Annotated in this window: 23 protein-coding genes; 12 read left to right on the top strand and 11 right to left on the bottom strand. The window is 61.7% G+C overall.

All coding sequences use genetic code 11. From position 1 onward, the window contains the following. Positions 1-1,044: serine hydrolase domain-containing protein (locus ACKAMS_RS13830; RefSeq protein ID WP_408989140.1), on the bottom strand; the 1,044-nt coding region annotated here is incomplete at its 3' end. 86 nt (positions 1,045-1,130) lie between these two features. Here ACKAMS_RS13830 and ACKAMS_RS13825 point away from each other — a divergent pair. Beyond that, the gene (locus ACKAMS_RS13825) at positions 1,131-2,723 is read left to right on the top strand and encodes a D-alanyl-D-alanine carboxypeptidase/D-alanyl-D-alanine-endopeptidase (RefSeq protein ID WP_211916871.1); all 1,593 of its coding nucleotides are present in this window, start codon (positions 1,131-1,133) and stop codon (positions 2,721-2,723) included. A gap of 132 nt (positions 2,724-2,855) precedes the next feature. Further along, the gene (locus ACKAMS_RS13820; protein WP_097387443.1) at positions 2,856-3,518 is read left to right on the top strand and encodes a GAP family protein; all 663 of its coding nucleotides are present in this window, start codon (positions 2,856-2,858) and stop codon (positions 3,516-3,518) included. 51 nt (positions 3,519-3,569) lie between these two features. Here the strand turns inward: ACKAMS_RS13820 and ACKAMS_RS13815 are convergent, their stop codons facing one another. Further along, positions 3,570-5,033, bottom strand: a complete 1,464-nt coding sequence (locus tag ACKAMS_RS13815) for a glycoside hydrolase family 5 protein (RefSeq protein WP_408989139.1) — start codon at positions 5,031-5,033, stop codon at positions 3,570-3,572. A gap of 174 nt (positions 5,034-5,207) precedes the next feature. Between ACKAMS_RS13815 and ACKAMS_RS13810 the strand changes: the two genes are divergently transcribed. Next, positions 5,208-6,128 (top strand): alpha/beta hydrolase, encoded by a 921-nt coding sequence (locus ACKAMS_RS13810; protein ID WP_408989138.1) that lies wholly within the window; start codon positions 5,208-5,210, stop codon positions 6,126-6,128. Between the two features lie 184 nt (positions 6,129-6,312). Continuing rightward, entirely contained in the window at positions 6,313-7,221 is a 909-nt protein-coding gene (locus ACKAMS_RS13805; RefSeq protein ID WP_408989137.1) for a tyrosine-protein phosphatase, read from the top strand. Between the two features lie 187 nt (positions 7,222-7,408). Here ACKAMS_RS13805 and ACKAMS_RS13800 read toward each other — a convergent pair whose 3' ends face one another. Beyond that, complete coding sequence (locus ACKAMS_RS13800) at positions 7,409-7,984, bottom strand: TetR/AcrR family transcriptional regulator (protein ID WP_021333562.1); 576 nt, start codon at positions 7,982-7,984, stop codon at positions 7,409-7,411. 106 nt (positions 7,985-8,090) lie between these two features. Here ACKAMS_RS13800 and ACKAMS_RS13795 point away from each other — a divergent pair, with 106 nt between their 5' ends. After that, positions 8,091-9,272, top strand: coding sequence for a GDSL-type esterase/lipase family protein (locus ACKAMS_RS13795; RefSeq protein ID WP_408989136.1), 1,182 nt, complete (start codon positions 8,091-8,093; stop codon positions 9,270-9,272). A gap of 31 nt (positions 9,273-9,303) precedes the next feature. On the opposite strand, the gene ACKAMS_RS13790 is transcribed toward ACKAMS_RS13795, so the two are convergent. After that, positions 9,304-9,792 (bottom strand): nitroreductase family deazaflavin-dependent oxidoreductase, encoded by a 489-nt coding sequence (locus ACKAMS_RS13790; protein WP_408989135.1) that lies wholly within the window; start codon positions 9,790-9,792, stop codon positions 9,304-9,306. A gap of 185 nt (positions 9,793-9,977) precedes the next feature. Between ACKAMS_RS13790 and ACKAMS_RS13785 the strand changes: the two genes are divergently transcribed. Together ACKAMS_RS13785 and ACKAMS_RS13780 are read left to right on the top strand one after the other, a co-directional pair. Then, positions 9,978-10,484, top strand: a complete 507-nt coding sequence (locus ACKAMS_RS13785; protein ID WP_408989134.1) for a VOC family protein — start codon at positions 9,978-9,980, stop codon at positions 10,482-10,484. 52 nt (positions 10,485-10,536) lie between these two features. Continuing rightward, complete coding sequence (locus tag ACKAMS_RS13780; RefSeq protein WP_182261626.1) at positions 10,537-11,367, top strand: MerR family transcriptional regulator; 831 nt, start codon at positions 10,537-10,539, stop codon at positions 11,365-11,367. A 19-nt stretch (positions 11,368-11,386) separates the two neighbouring features. Here the strand turns inward: ACKAMS_RS13780 and ACKAMS_RS13775 are convergent, their stop codons facing one another. Then, positions 11,387-11,560 carry a hypothetical protein gene (locus ACKAMS_RS13775; protein WP_153211278.1) on the bottom strand — a complete coding sequence of 58 codons (174 nt, stop codon included), beginning with the start codon at positions 11,558-11,560 and terminating at the stop codon, positions 11,387-11,389. 245 nt (positions 11,561-11,805) lie between these two features. Here ACKAMS_RS13775 and ACKAMS_RS13770 point away from each other — a divergent pair, with 245 nt between their 5' ends. Continuing rightward, complete coding sequence (locus ACKAMS_RS13770) at positions 11,806-12,855, top strand: biotin/lipoate A/B protein ligase family protein (protein WP_019748138.1); 1,050 nt, start codon at positions 11,806-11,808, stop codon at positions 12,853-12,855. Between the two features lie 62 nt (positions 12,856-12,917). Here the strand turns inward: ACKAMS_RS13770 and ACKAMS_RS13765 are convergent, their stop codons facing one another. Further along, entirely contained in the window at positions 12,918-14,081 is a 1,164-nt protein-coding gene (locus ACKAMS_RS13765; protein WP_020907476.1) for a hypothetical protein, read from the bottom strand. After that, entirely contained in the window at positions 14,081-15,025 is a 945-nt protein-coding gene (locus ACKAMS_RS13760) for a metal-dependent hydrolase (RefSeq protein WP_029255210.1), read from the bottom strand. The genes ACKAMS_RS13765 and ACKAMS_RS13760 overlap by 1 nt, the downstream gene beginning before the upstream one ends. Positions 15,026-15,250: 225 nt before the next feature. Here ACKAMS_RS13760 and ACKAMS_RS13755 point away from each other — a divergent pair, with 225 nt between their 5' ends. Continuing rightward, on the top strand, positions 15,251-15,907 hold the full coding sequence (locus ACKAMS_RS13755) for a TetR/AcrR family transcriptional regulator (RefSeq protein WP_317832972.1): 657 nt from the start codon (positions 15,251-15,253) through the stop codon (positions 15,905-15,907). Here ACKAMS_RS13755 and ACKAMS_RS13750 read toward each other — a convergent pair. Beyond that, positions 15,873-16,607, bottom strand: a complete 735-nt coding sequence (locus tag ACKAMS_RS13750) for an energy-coupling factor transporter transmembrane protein EcfT (protein ID WP_283567471.1) — start codon at positions 16,605-16,607, stop codon at positions 15,873-15,875. The two genes, ACKAMS_RS13755 and ACKAMS_RS13750, sit on opposite strands and share 35 nt — an antisense overlap. Further along, on the bottom strand, positions 16,604-18,643 hold the full coding sequence (locus ACKAMS_RS13745) for an ATP-binding cassette domain-containing protein (RefSeq protein ID WP_084326598.1): 2,040 nt from the start codon (positions 18,641-18,643) through the stop codon (positions 16,604-16,606). Before ACKAMS_RS13745 ends, ACKAMS_RS13750 begins: the two co-directional genes overlap by 4 nt. 102 nt (positions 18,644-18,745) lie before the next feature. Here ACKAMS_RS13745 and dapB point away from each other — a divergent pair, with 102 nt between their 5' ends. Both dapB and ACKAMS_RS13735 read left to right on the top strand, forming a co-directional pair. Next, positions 18,746-19,510: a 4-hydroxy-tetrahydrodipicolinate reductase gene (gene dapB / locus ACKAMS_RS13740; protein WP_019748144.1), complete on the top strand. Its 765-nt coding sequence runs from the start codon at positions 18,746-18,748 to the stop codon at positions 19,508-19,510. Next, positions 19,507-19,971, top strand: a complete 465-nt coding sequence (locus ACKAMS_RS13735) for a hypothetical protein (RefSeq protein WP_020907483.1) — start codon at positions 19,507-19,509, stop codon at positions 19,969-19,971. Before dapB ends, ACKAMS_RS13735 begins: the two co-directional genes overlap by 4 nt. 35 nt (positions 19,972-20,006) lie before the next feature. On the opposite strand, the gene ACKAMS_RS13730 is transcribed toward ACKAMS_RS13735, so the two are convergent. Continuing rightward, positions 20,007-20,663: a DUF3105 domain-containing protein gene (locus ACKAMS_RS13730; protein WP_019748146.1), complete on the bottom strand. Its 657-nt coding sequence runs from the start codon at positions 20,661-20,663 to the stop codon at positions 20,007-20,009. A 47-nt stretch (positions 20,664-20,710) separates the two neighbouring features. Further along, positions 20,711-21,754 carry a hypothetical protein gene (locus ACKAMS_RS13725; protein ID WP_408989133.1) on the bottom strand — a complete coding sequence of 348 codons (1,044 nt, stop codon included), beginning with the start codon at positions 21,752-21,754 and terminating at the stop codon, positions 20,711-20,713. 106 nt (positions 21,755-21,860) lie between these two features. Here ACKAMS_RS13725 and ACKAMS_RS13720 point away from each other — a divergent pair, with 106 nt between their 5' ends. After that, on the top strand, positions 21,861-22,259 hold the full coding sequence (locus ACKAMS_RS13720; RefSeq protein ID WP_020907486.1) for a DUF1801 domain-containing protein: 399 nt from the start codon (positions 21,861-21,863) through the stop codon (positions 22,257-22,259). Positions 22,260-22,265 lie beyond the last annotated feature (6 nt).

Raw genomic sequence — 22,265 nt, 5'->3', positions numbered from 1 at the left:
TGCCGGACGAAAGTAGTTAGAAATCAACCAATTACACCGTTTTCTGGACAGACCCGTTCCCAGAGCTTTGACCCATGTCGCCATGTCGTTTGCAGTCGAAATTCCCTGACCTGCAGACCATGTCCACGAGGGATTGTGCCTAGTGGTGTTGGTCGGTTTTTCGGTGCCTGCGGCGATCGCGTCGAGGCGAGATTGTGGGAGAGCCTCTTTGCCTTCGCCGAGCGTTTCGACGTTGCCACTGTAGGTGTAGCCGTCTGCAAACGGAGTCGGGATGCTGGTGTCGGTGTTCGCAGGAAACGACGTCCCTGCGAGTGCGAGTGGCCCGAAGAATCGGTCCGCGAAGATCTGCTGAATCGGCTTGCCGTCCAGCTGCTCGGCGATCAAGCCGAGGAGAACGGTATTGGTGTTGGAGTAGTGATAACCGGTGTCGGGCGCGAAATACGGCGGCTGGCTCAGCCCCATTGCCAGCAGTTCCTCGGGTGTCCACACTCGCTCCGGTTGCTCGTCGAGCGCCCGGTTGAGTTCGAGGGTTTCGGTGTAGTTGTACAGGCCGCTACGCATGTCGAGCAGGTCGCCGATGGTGATGTTGTCGCCGTTGGGGACATCGGGGCGGAACTTGCTGACCGGATCGGTTACCGCAACCTTGCCTTCGTCGACCAACTGCAGGATGGCCGTACCGGTCCAGGTCTTGGTGTTCGAGCCCACGCGAACCTTGGTGTCCAGAGTGGGAGGCTCGTTCACGCCTTCCCTGACCGAACCCCATGTGTTGACGTACTTCTGCGTCGGCGTCGTGACCATGACCACCATTGCGATCTCACGGAACTCTTCTGCCTTCTCGGAGACGACGGAATCCATTGCGGCGCTGTCGAAAGACAAGACGGCGCTGTCCGCAGACCCGGCGGAGGTCGGCGGGGACGACGAGGGGGACTCGGAATCGGTTGCGGACGAACAGGCTGAGAGCAGCAATGCCGTAGCGATGCAGGCCACAGCCACTTTGCGGGTCTTGACGTTGTGAAAGGACGTCGACTTCCCAAAAGGGTTCATAGAGGGACTTTAAGCGATACTGCACTCTGCATGCTGCACTTTGCAGTAAATTACGACAAATCAGTCATGCATCCTCAGGAGCGTCCATGCCGCACACCACATCAGTTCGCGCCGTCGCTGCGTTGATCAGCGTCGGAGTAGTCCTCACCGCATGTTCGGCGAAGCCGTCGAATTCCGATTCGGCATCGGCTCCGGCGCAACAGGTTCCCGAGGAGGCAGCCCGCATCATGGCCACCGATCCGTACGCCATGGCTCGGTGGTCCTATCTCTTGGTCGACCCCGCCACCGACGAGGTGATTTACAGCAACAATGCTGATAGCTCTATGTTTTTGGCTTCCCAGACCAAACATTTCACCGTCGGCACCGCCTACGACACCCTTGGTGTAGACCACACTGTCACCACCCCCGTTTATGCCACTTCTCTCCCTGTCGAGGGCACCCTTACCGGGGATCTGGTGCTGGTCGGCTCCGGTGACCTCGCGCTCGGTGGGCGCAACGCCGCACAAGGCCGATTCGATTTCGCCACCGACGGCATCGACCACGTCTACGCCGATGCCCTGCCAGGAGCCGTTCTCGCGCCCGGTGATCCGCTGGCAGGTCTGAACGATCTCGCACGACAAGTAGCCGACGCCGGCATCACTCGGGTAAACGGCGACGTTCTGGTGGACCCTCGTCTGTGGGACACATACTCGACAGTCGAAGGCCTGGTCCCGTCGATTTTCGTCAACGACAACCTCGTCGATATCCAGGCGAGTCCGGGTGCGGTAGGTGAGCCCGCCACCATCGACATGCTTCCCGGCAACGGCCTGTTCCGCGTCGATGCTCAGGTCACCACGGGTGAGGAAGGTAGCGACTCGACTCTGAAGGTTGCGGCCGATCCGTCCGATCCCACCCAGATCAACGTAACCGGGTCGGTACCGGCTGGAAAGACATCACTGACTGTCTATCGCATTACCGACGCGTCGACGTGGGCGCGTCAGCTGTTCGTAGAAGCACTGCGACGCAATGGAATCGAGGTTGCATCGGTATCTCGTACGAACAGCACGGCTGCCCTGCCTGTCGATCGGACATATTCAGGAAGTCGACAAGTTGCGAGCCTGCAATCGGCACCAATTTCGGAGTCGGGAGGGATGATTCTCGCGACAAGCTACAACACGGGCGCGAACACTTTCTTGTGTCTGTTGGCAGTAGCGACAGGATCGTCGTCGTGCAGCGACGGTCTTCCCACCGTGCGGGCACTCGCCGAGAAGGCAGGTATTGCAGCATCCGACCTGGTGGTCATGGACGGCCAGGGTGGAGACCCGTCACAATCGACGCCCACAGCCGTCCTCCAGTGGCTCGACTGGGTGGACCAGCAGCCATGGGCCGATACGTTCTGGGCAGGTCAACCCGTACTCGGTGAGCGAGGCTCGTTGTCGGGCGTGGGAACCGACAGTCCGGCAAAGGGGAAGGTCATCGGTAAGACGGGAACATCCGCCGACGTCGAATCCGACACCGGCAGGTTGATAGTCACTCTTCAAGCGTTGTCGGGTTACATGATCACCCCCGACGATCGCCGACTTCTGTTTGTCGTCGCCGTCAGTGATGCAGTGTTTCCCGACCTGCCTAGGGGAGTGTTCCAAGTCGGGGGAGACGTCGGTGGTGTTGCCGCTGCATTCCAACAAGCACAGACGAATTGACGGGGCGAGACGGAGGTCCGGCGTTCGGGCGCTCATCCCTTTCGAATGAGGCACGAACGATGTAGGCGCACAGAGTGTCAGCATTGGCGCGCAGCGGTATCGACTGCGTCCCGATGAGAAACGAGTTTTGACATGGGTTCCGTTATCGGAGATCTCCTCCCCATAGCTGTCGGTATCGCCGTGTCTCCGGTAGCCGTCATCGCCACGATCTTGATGTTGCTCTCCAAGCGCGCGGGTAGCACCAGCATCGGGTTCGCGTTGGGTTGGCTGCTCGGAATCTTCATTGCCACAGTTCTTTTTGTCATCCTGTCCAGTGCCCTCAGCGCCTCGGGCAATGGACCGTCTGCCACGGTATCGTGGATCAAACTCGCTCTCGGTGTCCTCCTGTTGGCGGTCGGGGTCAAGCAGTGGCGAGGGCGCAGCGGCGAACACGAAACACCGAAGTGGATGCAAGCCATCGACGAGATGACCGCGGTCAAGGGGTTGGGCCTAGGATTCGCGCTCGCCGCGATCAACCCGAAGAATCTGCTGATGTGCATCGCGGCGGGAGTGTCGATCGGCTCGGCGTCGCTGGCGACCAGTGGAGTGATCGCCTCTGTCCTTGTCTTCACGATCATCGCCAGTTCAACGGTCGCGATCCCGGTCATCGGATACCTGGTGGCTGCTGATCGTCTGCGCGAGCCGTTGGCCAAGCTCAAGGTCTGGCTCCAAGACAACAACACCACGGTGATGAGCGTGTTGATCTTGGTCGTCGGAGTTGTTCTGATCGGCAAAGGAATCGGCGGAATCTTCTGATAAGCCCTCTTTCACGTGGTGTGAACGCGGACCGCCGAGGTGGGTGTCCTATCAGGCCAAGTTCACCGCGTAGTCGCCATCGGCGTGGCCGATCAGTTGCCAGCCGCCCTCTATCGGGGACAGTCGGACGTCGGAGAGATTCGTGGTCTCGAGCTGTGGCCGGTCGGTGCCGGGGTACCAGGCTTCGACCTGTCCGGTACCGGTCCCGGTAAACCCGTTGCGCGACAACTCCGTCAGTGTGCCGGGCGCTGCTCGCGGATAAGCACGCGAGAGAGGCCCGGCAAATCCCTCTACGAGCCCGAGTGATTCGCCGGAAGGGCAGTCGATGCGATTCAAATTTCCTTGCGGCTGGTGGGTATTGCCGTCCCGAACCGGGTGGGGGTCACCGCACGCTTGTGTCCACGACCACCACGCGCCGCCCATCCGGTACTTGTCGGTGGCGTCGACGAAGCGGTCGACGTCTGCTCCCTGCTCGCCGGCATCCCCGAACCAACCCCATTCACCCGTCCACAACGGGGCGTCGTACCAGGCGGCAGCGCGGTCGGCGATCTTGAACCCGTCTTCGATTCCGGGGAATTCGCTACTGACTGTTATCGATTCGCTGTAGAGATGTGGCGAGAAGACCACCAGAGGATCGGTCAGGTACTGGCGTGGGGGCAGCGCGTCGAAGCCGAATGCCGACCAGATCGCGCTGGGCTCGAAGAACACGAGGTGCGGAAATCCGCCTGATTCGGCCTGTCTGATGGCGTCGGTGGCCCGCTTGTAGAACTGCCCGATCTGATCAGCGGCGGTGAATGGATCGCGCAGGCCGGGATTCGGTTCGTTCAACAGGTCGTATCCGGCCACCGCCGGTTCGTCTTTGAACTCGGCGGCCAACCGCGCCCACGTAGCCACGAGGCGACTCTGGATTCCTTGCTCGTCGTCGTAAAACGCCTGGAAGGCATGGGCGATCGCCGGTGCGGCTTCCCGGAGTCCACCGATGTTGCAGGTCGTCCATCCGCCGGTCAGGGTTGCCCACTCCGGTGCGCCGTCCCAGCCGACTCCCGGCTCCATGAAAGACGGGCACGACTGGTCGCTCGGGGTGCCGACGTACGGGCCCCATGCGTCCTGATGCATGTCGAGAACGGTGTAAATGCCGTGATCTTTCGCGTTCTGGACTGCGCCTCGAATCCGGTCGACATACGCAGTGTCGAATGCACCGCGGGTCGGTTCGAGGAGGGACCACGCGACGTTGAGTCGGACGACGTTGAAGCCCAGCGCGGCCATCTGCGCGAAGTCCGTTCTTCCCAGCGGCGTAACGGTGGGTAGACCGGTGCCGTTGGTTGCGTAGTCATTGAGACCGTTGGCGTTCACGCCGCGGAGCAACACCGTTCGTCCGTCGACGTCCTTGATCGTTCGATCTGCGACGGTCAGTTGGGGGAGAGTCCAGCCCGGATCCGGAGGTGAAGCGTTTGCCGCCGGGGCTGCAATCTGGATAGCCAGGATTGCAAGGGTGGCAAGCAACAGCGCGCGCATCCGGTGACCTTTCTAGACAAACGTCCAATTTGGAGATGAGGGTAGCGTGAGAACGCCTTATTGCGGCGCGATTCGCACATACCCGTCACGTCTTCACTGCCTGGAATGCCCCGGCTCGAGGCTGCTGTACGGGGTGCGAGAATTGTCGACAAGTCGCGACCCGAGGGAGCATTTGTGAAGCTTGCACTGACTGATCTGGTCGAACAACTACCCGGCGACGATGTGGCGATCACCCGAGCGTTCTATGCGCCGCGGCTTGCCGGTGTCGGTCCGAGTTCGCTGCAGGAACTGCTTGTGGCGCGAGCATCCAGGGTGGTTGAGCCCACGGCGACCCGGGCTGTTGAACACACACTCGACATCGAGGGTCGATCCGTTTCAGTGCGCGTAGTCACGCCGAAAGACGGCGTTGTCAACGGGGTCTATCTGTATCTTCCGGGTGGTGGTTTCTACATGAGTTCAGCGGCCAGCGCTGACGCCCGAAGTACGAGACTTGCCGACGCGGTCGGGGTGGCAGTGGTTACCGTCGATTACCGGCTTGCACCGGAATTCCCTTGGCCGGCAGCGCCGGACGATTGCGAGGCAGTCGCTTTGTGGCTACTTGATGTCGCTGCCGAACGGTTCGGGACAACCAGGCTCGCCATCGGTGGCATGTCGGCGGGAGCAACCTTGGTGACGACGACATTGCTGCGCCTTCGTGATCGAGGTCTGGCCCACTCGTTTTCCGGTGCCGTGTTGGAAGCGGGAACGTACGACGTCAGTGCTCAGACTCCCGCGGGCCGCACCATCAGCGACGAATACTTCATCGAAGCCTATGTCGGGCATGTCGATGATCGCACTCTCCCGGATATTTCTCCGACATTCGGCGACCTCAGCGGCCTGCCGCCCACCCTCGTGGTGGTCGGATCAGAAGACGTGGTTCTGGCTGAGAACCTTGCCATGGTGGCGCGGCTGTCGGCGGCCGGTAACGACGTCGACTTGCGTCTCTATCCTGTTGTCCCGCATGGATTTACAAACCATCCAACGCCTGTTGCCCGGCGTGCTGCGCTCGATATGGGTGCTTGGCTTCGGAATCGACTCGACTCCAACCCCGCGTGACAAGCACGGGCGCGGTTCAGTGTGCCGAGGGTGTAGGAGTGGCAGGAGCGGGCAATTCGGACACCTGAACAAATGTCCGGTTTTTGGGGCAAAGTCGGGACGAGGAGCGCGCCACCCTTGTAATCTCGCACGTGAGTTTGCGGGGGCGCGGGGTCGTCCAGCACAGCGAGTGAAGAGGACGACGATGACGACTGCTTACACGCGCCGCCGAGGGGCGCATTCTTTCGGAATCGCCCTCACTGCGCTGTTTACCGTGGTGGCGGCCTTGACCGGTCCCGCACACGCCTCCGCCTCGAGCGGCGACCCGCAATCGGGTTCGAGCCAGTTCGGATCGTCCGGGGAGCAACCGCCGCTGCCGGAGATCCCACCGCCGTCCGCGGCCGAGATCAGGCTCGACGAGGCGCGGAACTTCCGCGACATCGGCGGCTATCGGACTACCGACGGCAGGACTGTCCGGACAGGCCTGGTGTTCCGTTCCAACAAGCTCAGCTCGCTCAATGAGACCGATCTGGCCAAACTCACCGCCGCGAACCTGACCCTCGATGTCGATCTGCGTAACGCCTCCGAACGAACGGAGGATCCCGATCGGATCCCCGCCGGGGTCACCTACCAGGTCGCCGACGTCGTCAGCATCGACCATGGCATCGCGTTCCACGAGTTCGTTCCCCTGACCCTCGGTCGCGCGTTGATCGACGGCGCGGTCAACGGAACCTCGAACATCGGCCAGAGCATCGGCTACCCGTTCATGGTCAACTACCGTGGCTCCGATGTCGCCTTCCATGATCTGCTGACGGCGATCGCGAACAACTCCGACGGCGCAACCGTCTACCACTGCAGCGCAGGGAAGGACCGCACCGGTTGGGGTACCGCGATCCTGCTGACCATCCTCGGTGTCCCGCGTGAGGTCATCAGTGCCGACTTCATGGCGTCGAACACGTACCTGGGCCGGGACGACGCGGTGGACCTGTCGTGGCTCGATGCGGCGTACGCCCAGGTGGACCGACTCTACGGTGGTATGGATACTTACGTACGGGAGGGCCTCGGCGTCGACCAGGACACTATCGACTCTCTGCGTGCCAAGCTTCTCCTCTAGGCGCGGCCCCAGACCTCGACTTCCTGCCCACTCGGACGCTCTGCTGTCCCAGTGCGACCAATGATTACGGGAACGCGCAATTGTGTGGCGCTGCTCCTGCGGTGGGCTCGACGTTGCGGTCTCCATCATCAGGCCGCATGTCATCACCAAGTGGCGCAGGAACTTTGCTCACAAGAAGCACGCCTGATCATGCATTCGACGCTGGCCAATTGGTCAGCATCGAATCGAGAGCCTCGAGGATCCTGGACCAACTTTCGGCGCTGTCCGGTGCACTGTGGCTGAACGATCCACCTAACTCCAGGCTGGCATATCCATGGAAAACGCTGCCTAGCAACCGAACTGCGTGAGTCTGGTCGAGGTCGGTGAGGTTGTATCCGCGCAGAATCGATCGCATCATCTGCGAGTGTCTGAAGCCCGCGCTCGCTGCTGCGTCCTCCGGGGTGAGGCGCATCTGTGACGCGGCGTACCGGCCGGGGTGTGCCTTCGCGTAGTCGCGATAGACGTTCGCGAAGGCGGTCAAAGCGTCGCGGCCGGACCGACCGGCCACGGCGTCGGCAGCCTGGTCGGCCATCTCCTCCAAAGCGAGCAACGCGATTCTGGTTTTGAGGTCGTTCGAACTTTTCACGTGGGAGTACAGGCTTGCGACCTTGACGTCGAACTGCCTGGCGACTGCCGATACGGTCACGTGCTCGAAGCCGACCTCGTCGGCCAATTCCGCGCCCGCCATCGCGAGGCGGTCGGCTGTGAGTCCTGCGCGAGGCATGTCAATCGGTCCTGTTCGTTGGGAGGCTAAACCACTTGCCTAAAGAGTATAGGCAAATTACTATCAGCAGTAGCAAACTTCCGTAAACGATTTTCAGGTGAATGAAATGCACAGCCAGAGCAGCTGGATTACTACCGAAATTTCCGAGGACATCGTGCGCGGAGCCCTCGAAATCGAACGGACCGAACGCGGTGTGCTGACGCACCGCCTACCTGCCAAGGCTCGCACGCAATTCGCTGACGGGCAGATGGCAATGGCGCAATCACAACCGTCCGGAGTGCGGCTTGTATTCCGAACCAGCGCCACGAGCATCGAACTCGATACTCTGCCCACGAAAATGATCTACACCGGCGCTCCGCCGAGGCCGCAAGGGGTGTACGACCTGCTCGTCGACGGCGAACTGGCCGGGCAAGCAAGCGCTACGGGCGGCAATACGGTGACGATCGACATGGCTACCGGTACCGCTGAGAGGCAGTCCGGACCTGTCAGTATCATCCGTTTCGCGGAGCTGCCCGCGCGATCCAAGACCGTCGAGATCTGGTTGCCACACAACGAGACCACCGAACTTGTCGCATTGCGAACCGACGCGCCACTCGAACTCGCGGTTGATACGAAGCGCCGCGTGTGGCTCCATCACGGAAGCTCGATCAGTCAAGGATCCGGTGCAGAAAGTCCCTCCGGCACTTGGCCTGCTCTTGCAGCCTCCGTCGGCGGCGTGGATCTGATCAACCTCGGGTTCAGTGGCAGTGCTCTGCTGGACCAGTACACCGCCCGCGCGATGCGCGACACGTCTGCTGACCTGATCAGCATCAAGATTGGCATCAATCTGGTCAACGCAGACGTGATGCGCCTACGGGCCTTCACATCTGCAATGCACGGCTTCCTCGACACGGTTCGCGACGGTCATCCAGTGGCTCCGCTGTTGGTCGTTTCGCCCGTCTATTGCCCGATCCACGAGGACACACCGGGGCCTGGTGCCTTCGACTTCGACGCTCTTGCCAGAGGCGAAATGCGATTCGTTGCCACCGGAGATCCCGCCGAGCGGGAATCCGGGAAGCTGACGCTGCGCTCGATTCGGGAAGAGTTGGCGCGCATCGTAACCCAGCGGTCAGTCGATGATCCCAATCTGCATTACGTCGACGGGTGTGATCTCTACGGTGCCGCGGAGAACGAAGAGTTGCCGCTTCCCGATCAGCTCCATCCGGACGCTGCAACGCATCGTCTCATCGGCGAACGCTTTGCCCAACGTGTATTCGCAGACGGCGGTGTATTCGCCGGCGAGGTGTAATCGCGCAATCTGATTCGGCTCACACCACCACTCACATCACGGTGAGCCGAATCAGCGGGTACTTGCGATCGGACTTGCTCTGGTACTTGGCGATTCGGGGCTGGGCGGTGGCCACTTGGTGCCACGCATGCTCGCGATCGTCGCCTTCGAGTTCGTGAGCTGTGACTGGTACGACATTTCGGCCGGGCATCTCGATAGACACTCGATCGGGATGCGCCACCACATTCGAGTGCCAGTCCGGGTTTCGGCCGCCGCCGCCCGAAGCCACGATCAACAGACCGCCCCTGCCGTTGGACAGGTGCATCAGCGGAGTCTCTCGGGGTTGCCCGCTGCGTCGGCCTACCGTGTGCAGGATGAGGACGTCCATTCCCATGAACGTGCCTTTCCCGCGCCGAATCTTGCGATTCGTGCGGGCGTTCGCGTTCCGCTGCATCCACCGTGACAGTGCGCCGGGACCGCCGGACTTCGGTTCGCTGTGATTCCCGATGGGATCTCTCGGTGTTGGATCCGTCTGTGCCATGGTCGGCTACCTCCAGTTTGTCGGCGTGAGCGTCGTTTCGACAAACCTATGAGGCTTGCGGGCTCGGTGCTTCTCGATTTCTGATCACTGTGTTTTCCGGTCACTGTGTTTTCCGGTCACTGTGTTTTGTGATCGGAGTTCACAAGATTTGACCCTGACGTAGCGTGAGGGCTCACGATGACTTCATGACCGACACCTACCCTGCATTCGACGTCAGCCCCGTCCCTGTCCCTACGACCGATGCCGTGCCTCCGGAACAGTTCCGAGGTCTCTACGGTATGCCGATGTTCGTGTCTGTTCCGACTTCGGATCTGGCCGAATCGGCAGACTTCTGGATCCGCGGGCTCGGTTTCTTCGACCTCTTTTCGGTGCCTGATCGACTGACGCATCTGCGGCGCTGGGCATTTCAAGACGTTCTGCTCGTGCCCGGCGAGCGAGCAGATTCACCACCGTCCATCAGCGTGAGCTTTGCGTGTGTGCTGAGTCAGATCGACCAGATAGCAAAGGCGTGTGAGGAATTGCGGCCCGGATGCACCAGCGGTCCAGACCTGAAGCCGTGGAATTCACTGGAGTTGGACATCGTGACACCGGAGAACGCGCGTGTGATCATGACGGCCGCTCGTCCGTACGACCCGAACAGTGCCGAGGCCGAGCATCTGCGAGGTATGGGAATTGACGGACCCGACGACTGAACAGAAGTCTGACGCGGTGGTCTCGCGCACCGCGTCTGTCAAACTGGATGCCGTGACGGACCAACTCTTCGGAGACGAGGCAGACAGTGCTCTTACCGTCGGTGCTGCCGCATCTCGGCTGGGCATAACCGTACGTACCCTTCATCATTGGGACGCAATCGGTTTGGTGTGCCCGTCCGGGCGCAGTGACGGTGGCTACCGGCTGTACACCGACGCCGACCTCGGCCGAATTGGTCGCGTACTTGTCTACCGCGACGTGGGCTTGTCGCTCGACGAGATCGGGATATTGCTCGAATCGCCGGCAGCCCACGTGGATGAAACACTGCGCGGGCAGCGCGCCGAGTTGCGACAACGGATTGCCGACTTGGAGCAACGGGGCGAGTCCTTGGATCGCATCATCGATGCCAGGAAGTCCGGTGTGCTGTTGCCGGCAGACGAGCAGGTGTCGATCTTCGGCCGACACTGGCAGCCGTCATGGGGGCCGGAGGCGCACGAGCGTTGGGGTGACAGTGCGCAGTGGGCGCAGCACGCGGAACGGTCGGCGGGTAGGACCGCTGAGGATTGGCAGAAGATCACCGACTGCGTCGAGACGCTCAACGAAGATCTGGCGTTGGCGTGCCGCGCGGGTGTCGAACCGGGAAGCGCCGAGGCGAATTCGCTGGCAGAACGCCACCGAGCGTCGATCGGGGTCTACTTCGACTGCACACATTCGATGCAGGTGTGTCTGGGGCGGATGTACGTGGCCGATCCGGGATTCTCCGAGTTCTACGACGCGCTGTTCTACGAGACGGTCGAGGCCGGTCTGACCGCGTGGCTCCGCGCTGTCATCGATGCGAACGCTCTGGCCCATGGAGTTGTCCCCGAATCGGCGACATGGGTGTGAGTGAGCTGGTGGTCGCTCGTCAGTCCAAAGACGCGCAGGCAGTGCACCACGGTCGGCCGTCGACCCCGGGGGCACGATGGGGTACTGCGATGCGCGCGGCCAAAATGCAGCTTTCGTTGTCGTGATAGACGTCGAGATCCGAAGGAACCGTCGAGTGGAACGCCGGGACCTTCATGTCTACCTCCGTTGTCACTCGCCAGAGAGTTGGCTCGTTGCGGTAATCCTCCCACCCCAGCGATCATCTCGCCTGTCGGAAGAAGCACGTGTCAAGGCGGGGGCCGACACCTGCTGTCCTCGCCGCGCGATCATGGAGCCGCACAGCGGTTTACAGGTGTGAGAGCCTGATCACCCTTCCGGCCGAACCGATGCGCACTGCGCGCGCGGTGTGATCTTCGACGGCGCTCACCGCAGAGAATCGCACAGGGATAGGCTGGACGAATGCGTGGAGAGTACAAGGTTCCTGGTGGAAAACTGGTCGCGGTCGACGTCGAGGTGGCGGACGGTCGGCTGGCCGAAGTCGCAGTCTCGGGGGACTTCTTCCTCGAGCCCGACAGTGCGCTCGACGACATCAACGCGGCGTTGCGCGGAATGCCAGCCGACTCGGATGCAGAACAGTTGGCACAAGCTATCTCCAGCGCGCTCGACGAGTCCGTCTCGATGATCGGCTTCACGCCGCAGTCGGTCGGTATTGCGATCCGGCGCGCACTCGGTCACGCCACGAGTTGGGCGGATCACACGTTCGACCTCATCCCACCGGTGGTTCTGGACCCAGCGATGCACGTCGCGCTGGACGAGGTCATCGCGCGTGAGGTGGCATCGGGTGAGCGTCCGCCGACACTGCGATTCTGGGACTGGGACTCGCCCTTGGTCGTGATCGGATCGTTCCAATCCGTGCGTAACGAGGTCGACTCCGAGGCTGCTGCGCGGCACGGCATCGGCGTGGTGCGCCGAATCTCCGGTGGCGGCGCGATGTTCATGGAACCTGGCAACTGCATCACGTACTCGTTGGCAGTACCGGCGTCGTTGGTCGAAGGTTTGAGTTTCGAGCAGTCCTACGCGTTTCTCGATCAGTGGGTGATGGGAGCGCTGGCCGAGGTGGGTATCAACGCTCGGTACGTGCCGCTCAACGACATCGCCTCGGACAAGGGCAAGATAGCCGGCGCCGCTCAGAAGCGATTCGCGTCCGGCACCGTGCTCCATCACGTGACCATGGCCTACGACATCGATGCGGAGAAGATGACGCAGGTGCTGCGAATCGGGCGAGAGAAGATGTCGGACAAGGGAACCAAGAGCGCAGCCAAGCGGGTCGATCCGCTGCGTTCTCAAACCGGAATGACGCGTGCAGCGATCCTGGAGTCGTTTGCGCAGCACTTCCGCGGCCAGTACGACACCCGTGACAGCGACTACACGGACTCGGAGTTGGAGCAGGCTCGCAAGCTGGTGGACACGAAGTTCAGCACCGAAGCGTGGACTCACCGCGTCCCCTGACGCCGTTGTCTCGAGACACCGACAAACCGGGACGAGACCCGAGAGGTCTCGTCCCGGTCGACCTAGCTGGCCGGAGTCGTTGAGTTTGCCCCGAGAAGTTCAGCGTCGTCGTCGACGACGGAGTTCCTCTTCGGAATGGTGAAAGTTGCGCTCACACACAGGATTGCGATGACGAAGCACGCCAGCGTGTACCAGAGGTTCCCGACTGGATCTCCAGCGCTGGTGGAACCGTCGACTGCGTCGAAGAAGTCCGGAAGCGCACTCGCCCACAGTACGGCCATGACAACCAGGTACACGACGCTGTAAATCTGGACGAACCTGTTGGTGTGTGCAGGAGCGTTCGATTCTGCCGAGCGCAGGTTTCTCCACTGGCGGACGAGAACCACGATCGCGACCACTGTGAGGACGGCGAGTTCCGCCGCATAGAGGAACCCACGAACGGTGTCACTGCCCATCCCGAAGACCGTCGCCGGGAGCGGGAGAATGAACGTACCCAGCGAGGCCAGCAGGCCGATCACGATGGTGCGCCAAACCAACTGAAGCCCGGAGAAGTGCTTGCCGGCATCGACATGCCGTCCGACGAAGTACTGGACGCAGAATGCCAACGACATCGGCCACAACGCGGCGAAGACGACCACGCTGGGGAGTGGAACCGCGTCGAACATGGGTTGGTTGATCGGGTTCGACGTCGACCACTCCCACCACCGCAACTGGGGTCCGAGGTGATCGAAGATTTCGTAGAATGCATGGTGGACGAAGCCGACGCAGACTGCGCCCAGCAGTGGACCGTATTTGCGGAAAACGCCGAGCATTCTGACTATTTCGAAGGCCAACGTCGCCATGAGCGGGTAGATGGCAATGATGTACAGCGGCAGTCGACCCCACATGAAGTCGACGGTGAACACGTTGTGCGCGAACATCGTGTCCACTTGTTCTTCGATGCCGAAGGCTGCCGGGAAGTACAGCGGAGGCTCGATGATGAACAGGTAGGCGGTGGCGCCGAACCAAAGGACCAGGTTGGTGGGGTCGCCGTTGCGGCGCAGTCGCACGATCGCCAAGACCAGTGCGAGTACCGAGCCGACGATGATCGTCCATTCGAGTACGGGCAGGGTCCAGTTCTCGAGGGCCGCCGGGTTACGGAACTCGACGAGTCCACCTGCTTCCTGACAGGAGAAACCGAGTTCTGTTGCCAGTTGGGCAAACGTGGGGGAGCAGTGCTCTGCCATCAGTTGGCCCCTGACGTGATCGACTCTTGTGCCTGAGATTCGGCGGTGTACCAGCGTGTGCAGTCGTAGCCGTCGTCGTAACGCTTGAACCACTGGTCGGCCAGTGCGGGGAGCTTCTCGTGGTCCGGGTTGTGATTGGGCATCTGGCTGCGGAAGACTCCGCCGAGCGCGACGAGTTGTTCGCCGAGTTGTAGGTGATCGAAGGCGCGGGGCATGGTGCCCTTGGTCAGGTAGGGCGCAAACGACGTCAGAATCTTCTGCTTGGTGCGGTGCATGGCGAACATCGACAGTGAGTCGACTTGCCGTTCGGAGAGTGGAACGTGCTGGTTGAACCCTGCACAGGCGATGCGAATCACCTTCATGACGTGCGCGAAGATCGACGGCGCCATTCGCATCCGGTAAAGCTCGCTTCCGACAACGGAATTGAAGATGATCAGTGCCGAGCTGCGATGCTCGACCTCCTCGACGAAGTGCCAGATGAACAGTGACGCGACGCGGTCGTCTCCCGGACGGAACAAGGTCGCCTCGTTGTCGAGCATCAGTTTGAACACCGGTGTGAAGGTCGCCTCCAGATCTGCGGTGTACGCGAGCCGGTAGTTCAACGAGGTCGCCTCGGTGAGCAGATCGAATTCACCGATCACGGCGTCGAGTGTGTTCTGCAGTCCGGGGTATCGCCTGATCAGAGCTTTCACATGTTGGCGGTGGGCGGTCGAGTGGTGGCCTTCTTGACGCATGAATGCCACGGCTTCCTCGGCGACCTCCGGATCGCTGATCCGCGACTTGGTTTGCATGATCATCTTCACGATCATTTTCTCGAAACCGATGGCCAGGAACGAGACCGCGTTGGACATGCTCGACCAGGCCGGATTCTCCGGGTTCCACAGGAAGGGAACGTCATGATCCTCGAATCCGAAATCCATCTTTCGGGGCTGAAGGTTGGTCACTTGTCGAACCTCGTCTTTCGGAGGGGCTGGTCAGGTGGCCGCTCTGGCACTCGAAGCCACGTGTGGCGGTAATCATACATATTGGTGTGCAGTTGTATGTTCACTTTTTGATGACGAACGTGAATTCGAGGAACGCAGATGCAAAACCTGCCTGTGTTAGCCTGTGGCTCTTGGACTTCGAGCGCAAGACATGGTTCGAGCCTCGTTCGAGCGAGGAAGTGGGCAGTGGCACGAAGGCGTGGGTGGGGCGGCAATCCACCGGTCAACGACGAAGATGCGTCTCGTCGAATTGTCGAGGCCGCGGTCGAGCTGATCGGTCGGACGAGTTCGGAAATCAGCATCGGCGACGTCGCGGAGTCACTGGGCGTGATCCGGCAGACCGTGTATCGATACTTCCCCAGCGCCGACGCTCTGATGCGGGCAGCGGCGATCGCGTCGGTCGACGGCTACCTCGATCGACTCACCACACACGTGAGCGGCATCGAAGATCCCGTCGAGGCGATGACCGAGGGTGTTCTCTACACACTGACTCAGGTCCACCGAACACCGCATCTCGGCATCCTTCTCACAAGCACGAATACGAGTCTGCACCCGGAGGGTCTGACCTCTCAGGAGGCGCAAGCCTTCGGAATGGCGATGATCAACCGCTTCGACGTGGACTGGGTGCATTACGGCTACGACGACGCGTCACTTCAGGAACTGGTCGAATACGTCCTGCGGACGATGCAGTCGTTTTTCCTCGCGCCTGGCGACCCACCGCGGAGCGATGAGGAACTGCGGCGATACCTACGGCGCTGGATGGGTTCTGCGATCATCGCCCAGGCAAATTCTGTCAGCGATGACTCGATCAGCGCAGAACTATCGTCAAAGCAACGGCACTGACGCACGCGGCGATGACGACGGTCAGTGCGAACAGGTCGGCGAGCTGAGGGCGCTTGGGGTACGCCGCAATCAGTCCAGTGCCCCCGCGAGCGGAGATTGCTTCGCCCATTTCGGCAGACCGCCGAATTGCCACGGACATGGTTGTGGTGATCAGGTCGACTATCGAATTGTCGGCCGCGCTGTTCACCACAGCTTTCGGGCGCAGTCGTCGCGCCGCTACCAGGGTGAGCATCTCGTCGATCAACAGCGGAAGTGAACGAATGCAGAGGGCGGTCGCGATGGCCCACTCGTCGACCGGGATCTTGAATATTCGCAGCGGTCTACCGAGCGTTGCCAGTGCCGGCGCCACGTCGCTCATCGACGTGGTCCACGCCAACATCAGTGAGACGCAGAGCAATACAAGACCGAACGTCACAGCTTGCAGGTAGATGAACACCGCGTCGATGCCGATCGGAAGGTTGATCAACGCGCCGAGCAGGATCAGCGCCCACAACCACCACGGGGGTCGGGGAACTGAAGTCGGGGGGATGCGTCCGATCACCGCGGTCAGCAACAACAATCCCAGTACGACGCCGATCGCCGGCCAGGACGGCGCGGCCACGACCACGATGCTGACGAGAACGACGGCAACGATCTTCGTTCCGGCCCACAATCGGTGGATCGGCGATGAAGTCGGGACTTCGCGCAGAAGTGTTGTCACGTCGTCGATCCTTCCAAGGCACTGCTGGCGGCAGGGTCGAGGATGCGACCCTGCGACAGTCGAATTGTTCTGCTGCAGACGGCGTCCATGCCGTCGACATCGTGGGAGATGACGACTACTGCGGTTCCGTTCCGACGAATCCACCTGAGTACGTTCAGGATTTCGTGTCGGCCGGGTGGATCGAGACCGGCCAATGGTTCGTCGAGGATGAGTACTCGGGGTTGGCGGACGAGGAGACCGGCCAGTACGACGCGTCGCATCTGTCCGCCGCTCAACTCGTCGATACTGCGGCCGGCGATGTGACGGTCGAGTCCGACGGCGTCGAGCGCCCAGGAGACTTGCACCGATCCGATCTCCGGACCACCGGCGGCCTCGATGTCTTCGGCGACGGTTCGGCGTTGCAGCTGCAGCCTCGAGTGTTGGAACGTCAGACCGACAGTGCCGAGCTGACGCGAGACGGGTTTGCCGTCGAAGACCGCGGTTCCCCGGCTCGGTGCGATCAAGCCCGCCATGATCCAGGCCAGGGTCGATTTACCGGAACCGTTGCCGCCCAGGACCAGTAGTCCGTCCCCGTCTCCGATGGTCAGATTCACGTCCGAGAGTGCGCGCCGCGACCACGGAGTCCGGTCGTTGTAGGTGTGGGTGACATCGGTGAGTTGGAGGACCGTTCGAGTGCCGGCCGGCCACGGCGCAGACGGCGGACCCGCGAACGTCGACGTCATCCAACCGGGTTGGTGATCGATCTGCCGTCCGCGTTGTAGCTGAATCACCCGATCTGCGTTGCGGGTGTCGGCGTGGTGATGGGTGACCAGAACCACGGCCATCGGATGGCGCCGGGGCAGTTCGGCGAGGAGCGAGACCAATTCCTCCCGGCCGGCCTGATCGACCATCGCGGTGGCTTCGTCCGCGATCAGCAGAGCGGGGCGCCGCGCCAGCGCGGCAGCAACCGCCAGACGTTGCATCTCGCCGCCGGACAGCCCTGAGGTCTCGCGCATGCCCATGCCGGCGAGTCCCACCTCGGCCAGCAGTGCATCGACGTCGGGATGCGACTCGGGCGGAAGCCCCCAGACGACGTCATCGGCGACGCGGGTTCCGAGGATCTGGCTCTCGGGACGTTGGAGGACGACGGCGGTTCCGCCGTGTCGACCGAGACCGGCGGACCCGGGCCTCGTCAGGGTCCCGACGGTCGGTGCGCGACCGGCGAGCAACCGGGTGAGTGTGGACTTGCCCGAGCCGTTGTGGCCGACGACGGTGACGAACTCTCCTCGTCGGACCGTGAAGTTGACGTCGACGAGCGCCGGCGTCGATGCACCCGGATAGGTGAAGCCCACGTGATCGAAAGTGACCGGCAACGGATCGATCGGACGGTCGTCGGGTGCTGTCTGGAGCGGGTCGGCCGAGGGGAGTGCAGCCAATCGATCGAGTACGGCGCCGAGGACAAAATAGGAGACGACGGTGCTGAGGACGATTCCGGAGATGATCGACACGCCGATCCACAACCACCAGTAGTCGATGATCGAGCCGATGCTGTTCTCGATCCATTCGGCTGCGCCGACCAGCGTGGGGGCACGCTTCAAGATTGCGGCCACGCCCAGTGCGGTGTTCTCCAGCGAGGTCAACAACAAGGTGCGCAGGGGCGCGAGAACAAGCAACAGGACTATGGAGAACAACGCCAGCGCGGGTCCGATGACAAGCGACGACAGCAACGCGGAGACGAAGCCGAGACCCCGCCGCTTGACCGTACCGATGATTCCGCCGAGGAGAGCGCTCAGCGCGACCGCCGCCGCAGATCCCGAACCCGCTGCGACGAAAGCGACCGCAGTAGCCGAGACGCCGGCCGTCATCACGGCGCGGACTCGAAAGCGCTGGGCAACAATTCCCATCGGAACGGCGGCCACGAGGTTCAGGGCGCTGGCCATGGGGATGACCGTGGCAATGACGGACAACGCGACCGTGAATCCGGCCATGACGGCACCCGTTGCCAACTCGAGTGGTCGAAGGTTGCCGGTTTCGCGGACTTGCGGACGGTTGCTCACTACGTCCAGTGTGCCAGTGGTGACATAACTCCTGCCCGACTGATGGTGAGCGCATCGGCACGATTGCGTAGGCTTCACCTCAAACAATGCATCGGACGGAGCGTGGAAGACGTGAGTGCAGCACCCATCAGGGTCGGGGTTCTGGGAGCCAAGGGCAAGGTCGGTCGAGCGATCTGCGAGGCAGTGGAAGCTGCTCCCGATCTGGAACTTGTCGCTCAGGTCGATACCGGTGATCGCATCGAGACGTTCGTCGACACCCGCACTCAGGTAGTCGTCGATTTCACGCACCCCGACGTCGTCATGGGAAATCTGGAATTCCTCGTGGCCAACGGAATTCACGCCGTGATCGGCACCACCGGTTTCGACGAGTCCAGGCTTGCGACTGTGCAGTCCTGGCTCGACGAGCAGCCTGCAACGGGTGTTCTGATCGCCCCGAACTTCGCCATCGGTGCTGTGTTGTTGATGCGTTTCTCGGCTGCCGCGGCGCGCTTCTTCGATTCCGTCGAGGTCATCGAACTTCACCACCCCAACAAGGCAGATGCTCCCTCGGGCACCGCATACCGAACGGCCGCCATGATCGCCGAAGCTCGCGCGGAAGCAGGCGTCGGACGCAGCCCTGACGCCACCACGACCGAGCTCGAGGGTGCGCGCGGAGCCGACGTCGACGGAGTCCGGGTTCACTCCGTGCGGATGGCCGGACTGGTCGCGCATCAGGAAGTGATTCTCGGAACTCAGGGCGAGACGCTGACCATTCGCCACGACTCGATCGACCGGAATTCGTTCGCGCCGGGCGTTCTGCTCGGTGTCCGCCAGATCGGGTCACGTCCGGGCCTGACGGTCGGTATCGATTCCTTCCTCGATCTATGAACAAGACCACCCGCACCCTCGCGCTGATCGTTGCGATCTGTATCGCGCTCGCGGTGTACTTCGTATTGCTCGGTCAGCGCGGAATCCAGCTCATCCAAGACGGAGGCGGCGCCGCGATCGGTCTCGGGATCGGCGTGCTGATCCTGCCGTTCCTGGGGCTGTGGCTCGTCATCGCCACCCTTCGTGCCGGCTTCACACACCAACGCCTCGCGCAGCAGATTCACGACGAGGGCCTCGCTGTCGATGCGTCTTCACTTCCGAAATTGCCTTCGGGCCGGATCGAGCGGGCGGCTGCCGACGAGTTGTTCGCTCAGATCAAGGTCGACTGGGAAGCAGACCCGGACAACTGGAAGCAGAACTTCCGACTCGCTCGCGCCTACGACTATGCCGGTGACCGAAGCCGGGCACGGGAAACCATGCGCCGCGCAGTGGAACTGGAACGTCGGTCGCGAGGTAAGTAGTTTCTCCCTGCTGTGAACAGGGGTCTGCTGGGATGCTACCGCTCCGGAACTGTTGCGGGAGAAGACGGATCCGGAGTGGTGGGGTCGAATGGCGGCGGGTTGTTCGGGTCGAAGCTAGTCATCGGCACCGAACACGTCGCGCCCACTTCGGGATACGTGTTCGGGTTGACTCGTAGCGCCGAGACGAATTGATCGATGCGAGCGTCCTCAGCGTTGTCGAGTTTGAGTTGACGGCCCCAGGACTGCAGCGAGATCGGCGAATCCAGGGTCGGATACGGCGACATCAAGGTGTAGCTCATGCCTTCGACTCGCTGTGCCAAGCGCGCCTGATCCTCACTCGAGACCAGGTCGGGGTTGTACGTGATCCACACTGCCCCGTGCTCGAGGGAATGGACCGCATTCTCGGTTCGAATGGCTTGCGGGTAGACAACTCCGGTGCAGTTTGCCCAGACCGAATCATGGCGACCACCGAAGGGCGGTGAATGTGTGTACGCCACACGTTCGTTCGGCCGTACGTGTTGAGCTGCCGGGTAGTCGACCGTGACAACTCCGTCGATGGATTCGGACGGATCCGGATTGTCGACGCTCGGAACAAACGCATCCGGTCGAGGTGTTCCTTCGAGAGAATTCGCGCACGAAGCCAGCGCGAGAACTGTCGAGATCGCCACTGTTGCTCGAAGTTGTTTGTTCACTCGGCCATGATAGCGGCGCCTGTCCGCTTTCCCGAGACGTGAATCGACTACGACCCGAGAGAGCTTGTGGTTCCGCCCGAGCGCGCGATGTCACTGGCGCCTCGAAGAATTCGGAGCGGAGGCAGCGGCCCTTGGTATGCCTCGGAGCCACTGATCAGATCACCGGCCGCGTCGAACGCGATCGCTTCACCTTGTGGCTCGTCGGGAAGGGGCACACGAATAGGATTGGTGGTCAAGGCTTTCGCGACATCGCCGTCGGGAGCTGTGTAGAGGTAGACATCGGTGTAGGTGCGCAGCGCTACCACCGTGCCGTCTTTGCTCACGGCGCCTCCGGTGACAGCCATCGTTCCGGCATGGGGGACCGGTCCACCGGAAGTGAGGGTGGGAGTAAATCTGAGCTGACCTACCTTGGCCAACATGGTCGGCGACGCCGTACTCAGATCCTGAACCTGCTGTCGTTCAGCGGTTGTGTAGACCACGCTTGCGCCCAGGTAATCCTTGGTGACGATGACGGGAAGCCCGTTGCTCTGGATCAGCAGTGTCTCGGCATCGTGCGCCCCGTCCGGATAAACCAGGGGGTAGGAGGTCGCGGCACCTGAAGTCGGATCGAGTTCGATCAGCCCGATCGACGTTCGTACCGCGTTGTTGTCGCCGATGTCTGCCAGCCACAGGTGGCCGTCGGGAGTCGACGAGAGATCCTCGATATCGACACGAGGGGTGCCCACGTTGATCCAGCGCTGAACGTGGCAGTTCGAATCGAGTTCGGCGACTCGATCATCGGAACCGCTGTCGCCGATTGCGTATATCCCGGCCGCGGTGACGGTGAGTCCGGACAGCTCGTAAAGGCCTGCATCGGTGGGTGTGCACAGTACGTCGAAGACGCGCGCGGCCTGTTGCGCCGCCGCCGGAACAGTGTGAACGCCGACGACTGCTGCGGCGAGAAGAACCGATCCGGCAGCCGCACCGACTGAATGGGCGAGCGGGCGATTCCACATCACGATGCAGTCCTCCGGGCCGAAGAATCGGGACTTAGTACCCAGAGAATACTGGACGTCCGTCTCACTTTGTCCGAATTCCAAGAAATCGCGCATGCCGGGACGTCGTGATGCGTCAGTGATTCGCTGAGTGAATGTTGGTGCAGGAGGGGATACTCGACTCACCGGAGATCGGCGGCAACGAGCAGGAAGTGACGAAGCGATGGCGAAGCGTGATTCCGAAAAGCAAGGCGCAGATTCCCCGTCTCAGTTGATCGACCAGCGAATCGAGGAACTCGGAGACTGGCGGGGCGAGATGCTCTCCCGGATACGAACTCTGATCAAAGAGGTGGATCCGGATGTGGTGGAGGAATGGAAGTGGCGAGGAGTTCCCGTGTGGTACCACGCCGGAATGATCTGTACCGGTGAGACTTACAAGAGTGCAGTGAAGGTGACTTTTGCCAAAGGCGCATCACTCGACGACGCCTCAGGTCTCTTCAACTCCAGCCTCGAGGGCAATACGAGACGGGCGATCGATTTTCACGAAGGTGAAGCCGTCGACGAAAAGGCGTTCAAGGCACTCGTTCACGCCGCGATTGCCCTGAACACCTCGAAGAAGTGATGCCTG

This window comes from Rhodococcus sp. 5A-K4, from assembly GCF_046097995.1.
GTDB classification, from domain to species: domain Bacteria; phylum Actinomycetota; class Actinomycetes; order Mycobacteriales; family Mycobacteriaceae; genus Rhodococcus_F; species Rhodococcus_F erythropolis.
Note: the sequence above shows the minus strand (reverse complement) of the source record. Positions and strands in the feature narration are given on the sequence as shown.

Coding starts and splice junctions, on each gene's coding strand:
- ACKAMS_RS13725 (WP_408989133.1), bottom strand. CDS start 21,754: ATGCGCGATTTCTTGGAATTCGGACAAAGTGAGACGGACGTCCAGTAT.
- ACKAMS_RS13720 (WP_020907486.1), top strand. CDS start 21,861: ATGGCGAAGCGTGATTCCGAAAAGCAAGGCGCAGATTCCCCGTCTCAG.
- ACKAMS_RS13800 (WP_021333562.1), bottom strand. CDS start 7,984: ATGCCTCGCGCAGGACTCACAGCCGACCGCCTCGCGATGGCGGGCGCG.
- ACKAMS_RS13785 (WP_408989134.1), top strand. CDS start 9,978: ATGACCGACACCTACCCTGCATTCGACGTCAGCCCCGTCCCTGTCCCT.
- ACKAMS_RS13795 (WP_408989136.1), top strand. CDS start 8,091: ATGCACAGCCAGAGCAGCTGGATTACTACCGAAATTTCCGAGGACATC.
- ACKAMS_RS13820 (WP_097387443.1), top strand. CDS start 2,856: ATGGGTTCCGTTATCGGAGATCTCCTCCCCATAGCTGTCGGTATCGCC.
- ACKAMS_RS13805 (WP_408989137.1), top strand. CDS start 6,313: ATGACGACTGCTTACACGCGCCGCCGAGGGGCGCATTCTTTCGGAATC.
- ACKAMS_RS13815 (WP_408989139.1), bottom strand. CDS start 5,033: ATGCGCGCGCTGTTGCTTGCCACCCTTGCAATCCTGGCTATCCAGATT.
- ACKAMS_RS13825 (WP_211916871.1), top strand. CDS start 1,131: ATGCCGCACACCACATCAGTTCGCGCCGTCGCTGCGTTGATCAGCGTC.
- ACKAMS_RS13770 (WP_019748138.1), top strand. CDS start 11,806: ATGCGTGGAGAGTACAAGGTTCCTGGTGGAAAACTGGTCGCGGTCGAC.
- ACKAMS_RS13765 (WP_020907476.1), bottom strand. CDS start 14,081: ATGGCAGAGCACTGCTCCCCCACGTTTGCCCAACTGGCAACAGAACTC.
- ACKAMS_RS13735 (WP_020907483.1), top strand. CDS start 19,507: ATGAACAAGACCACCCGCACCCTCGCGCTGATCGTTGCGATCTGTATC.
- ACKAMS_RS13790 (WP_408989135.1), bottom strand. CDS start 9,792: ATGGCACAGACGGATCCAACACCGAGAGATCCCATCGGGAATCACAGC.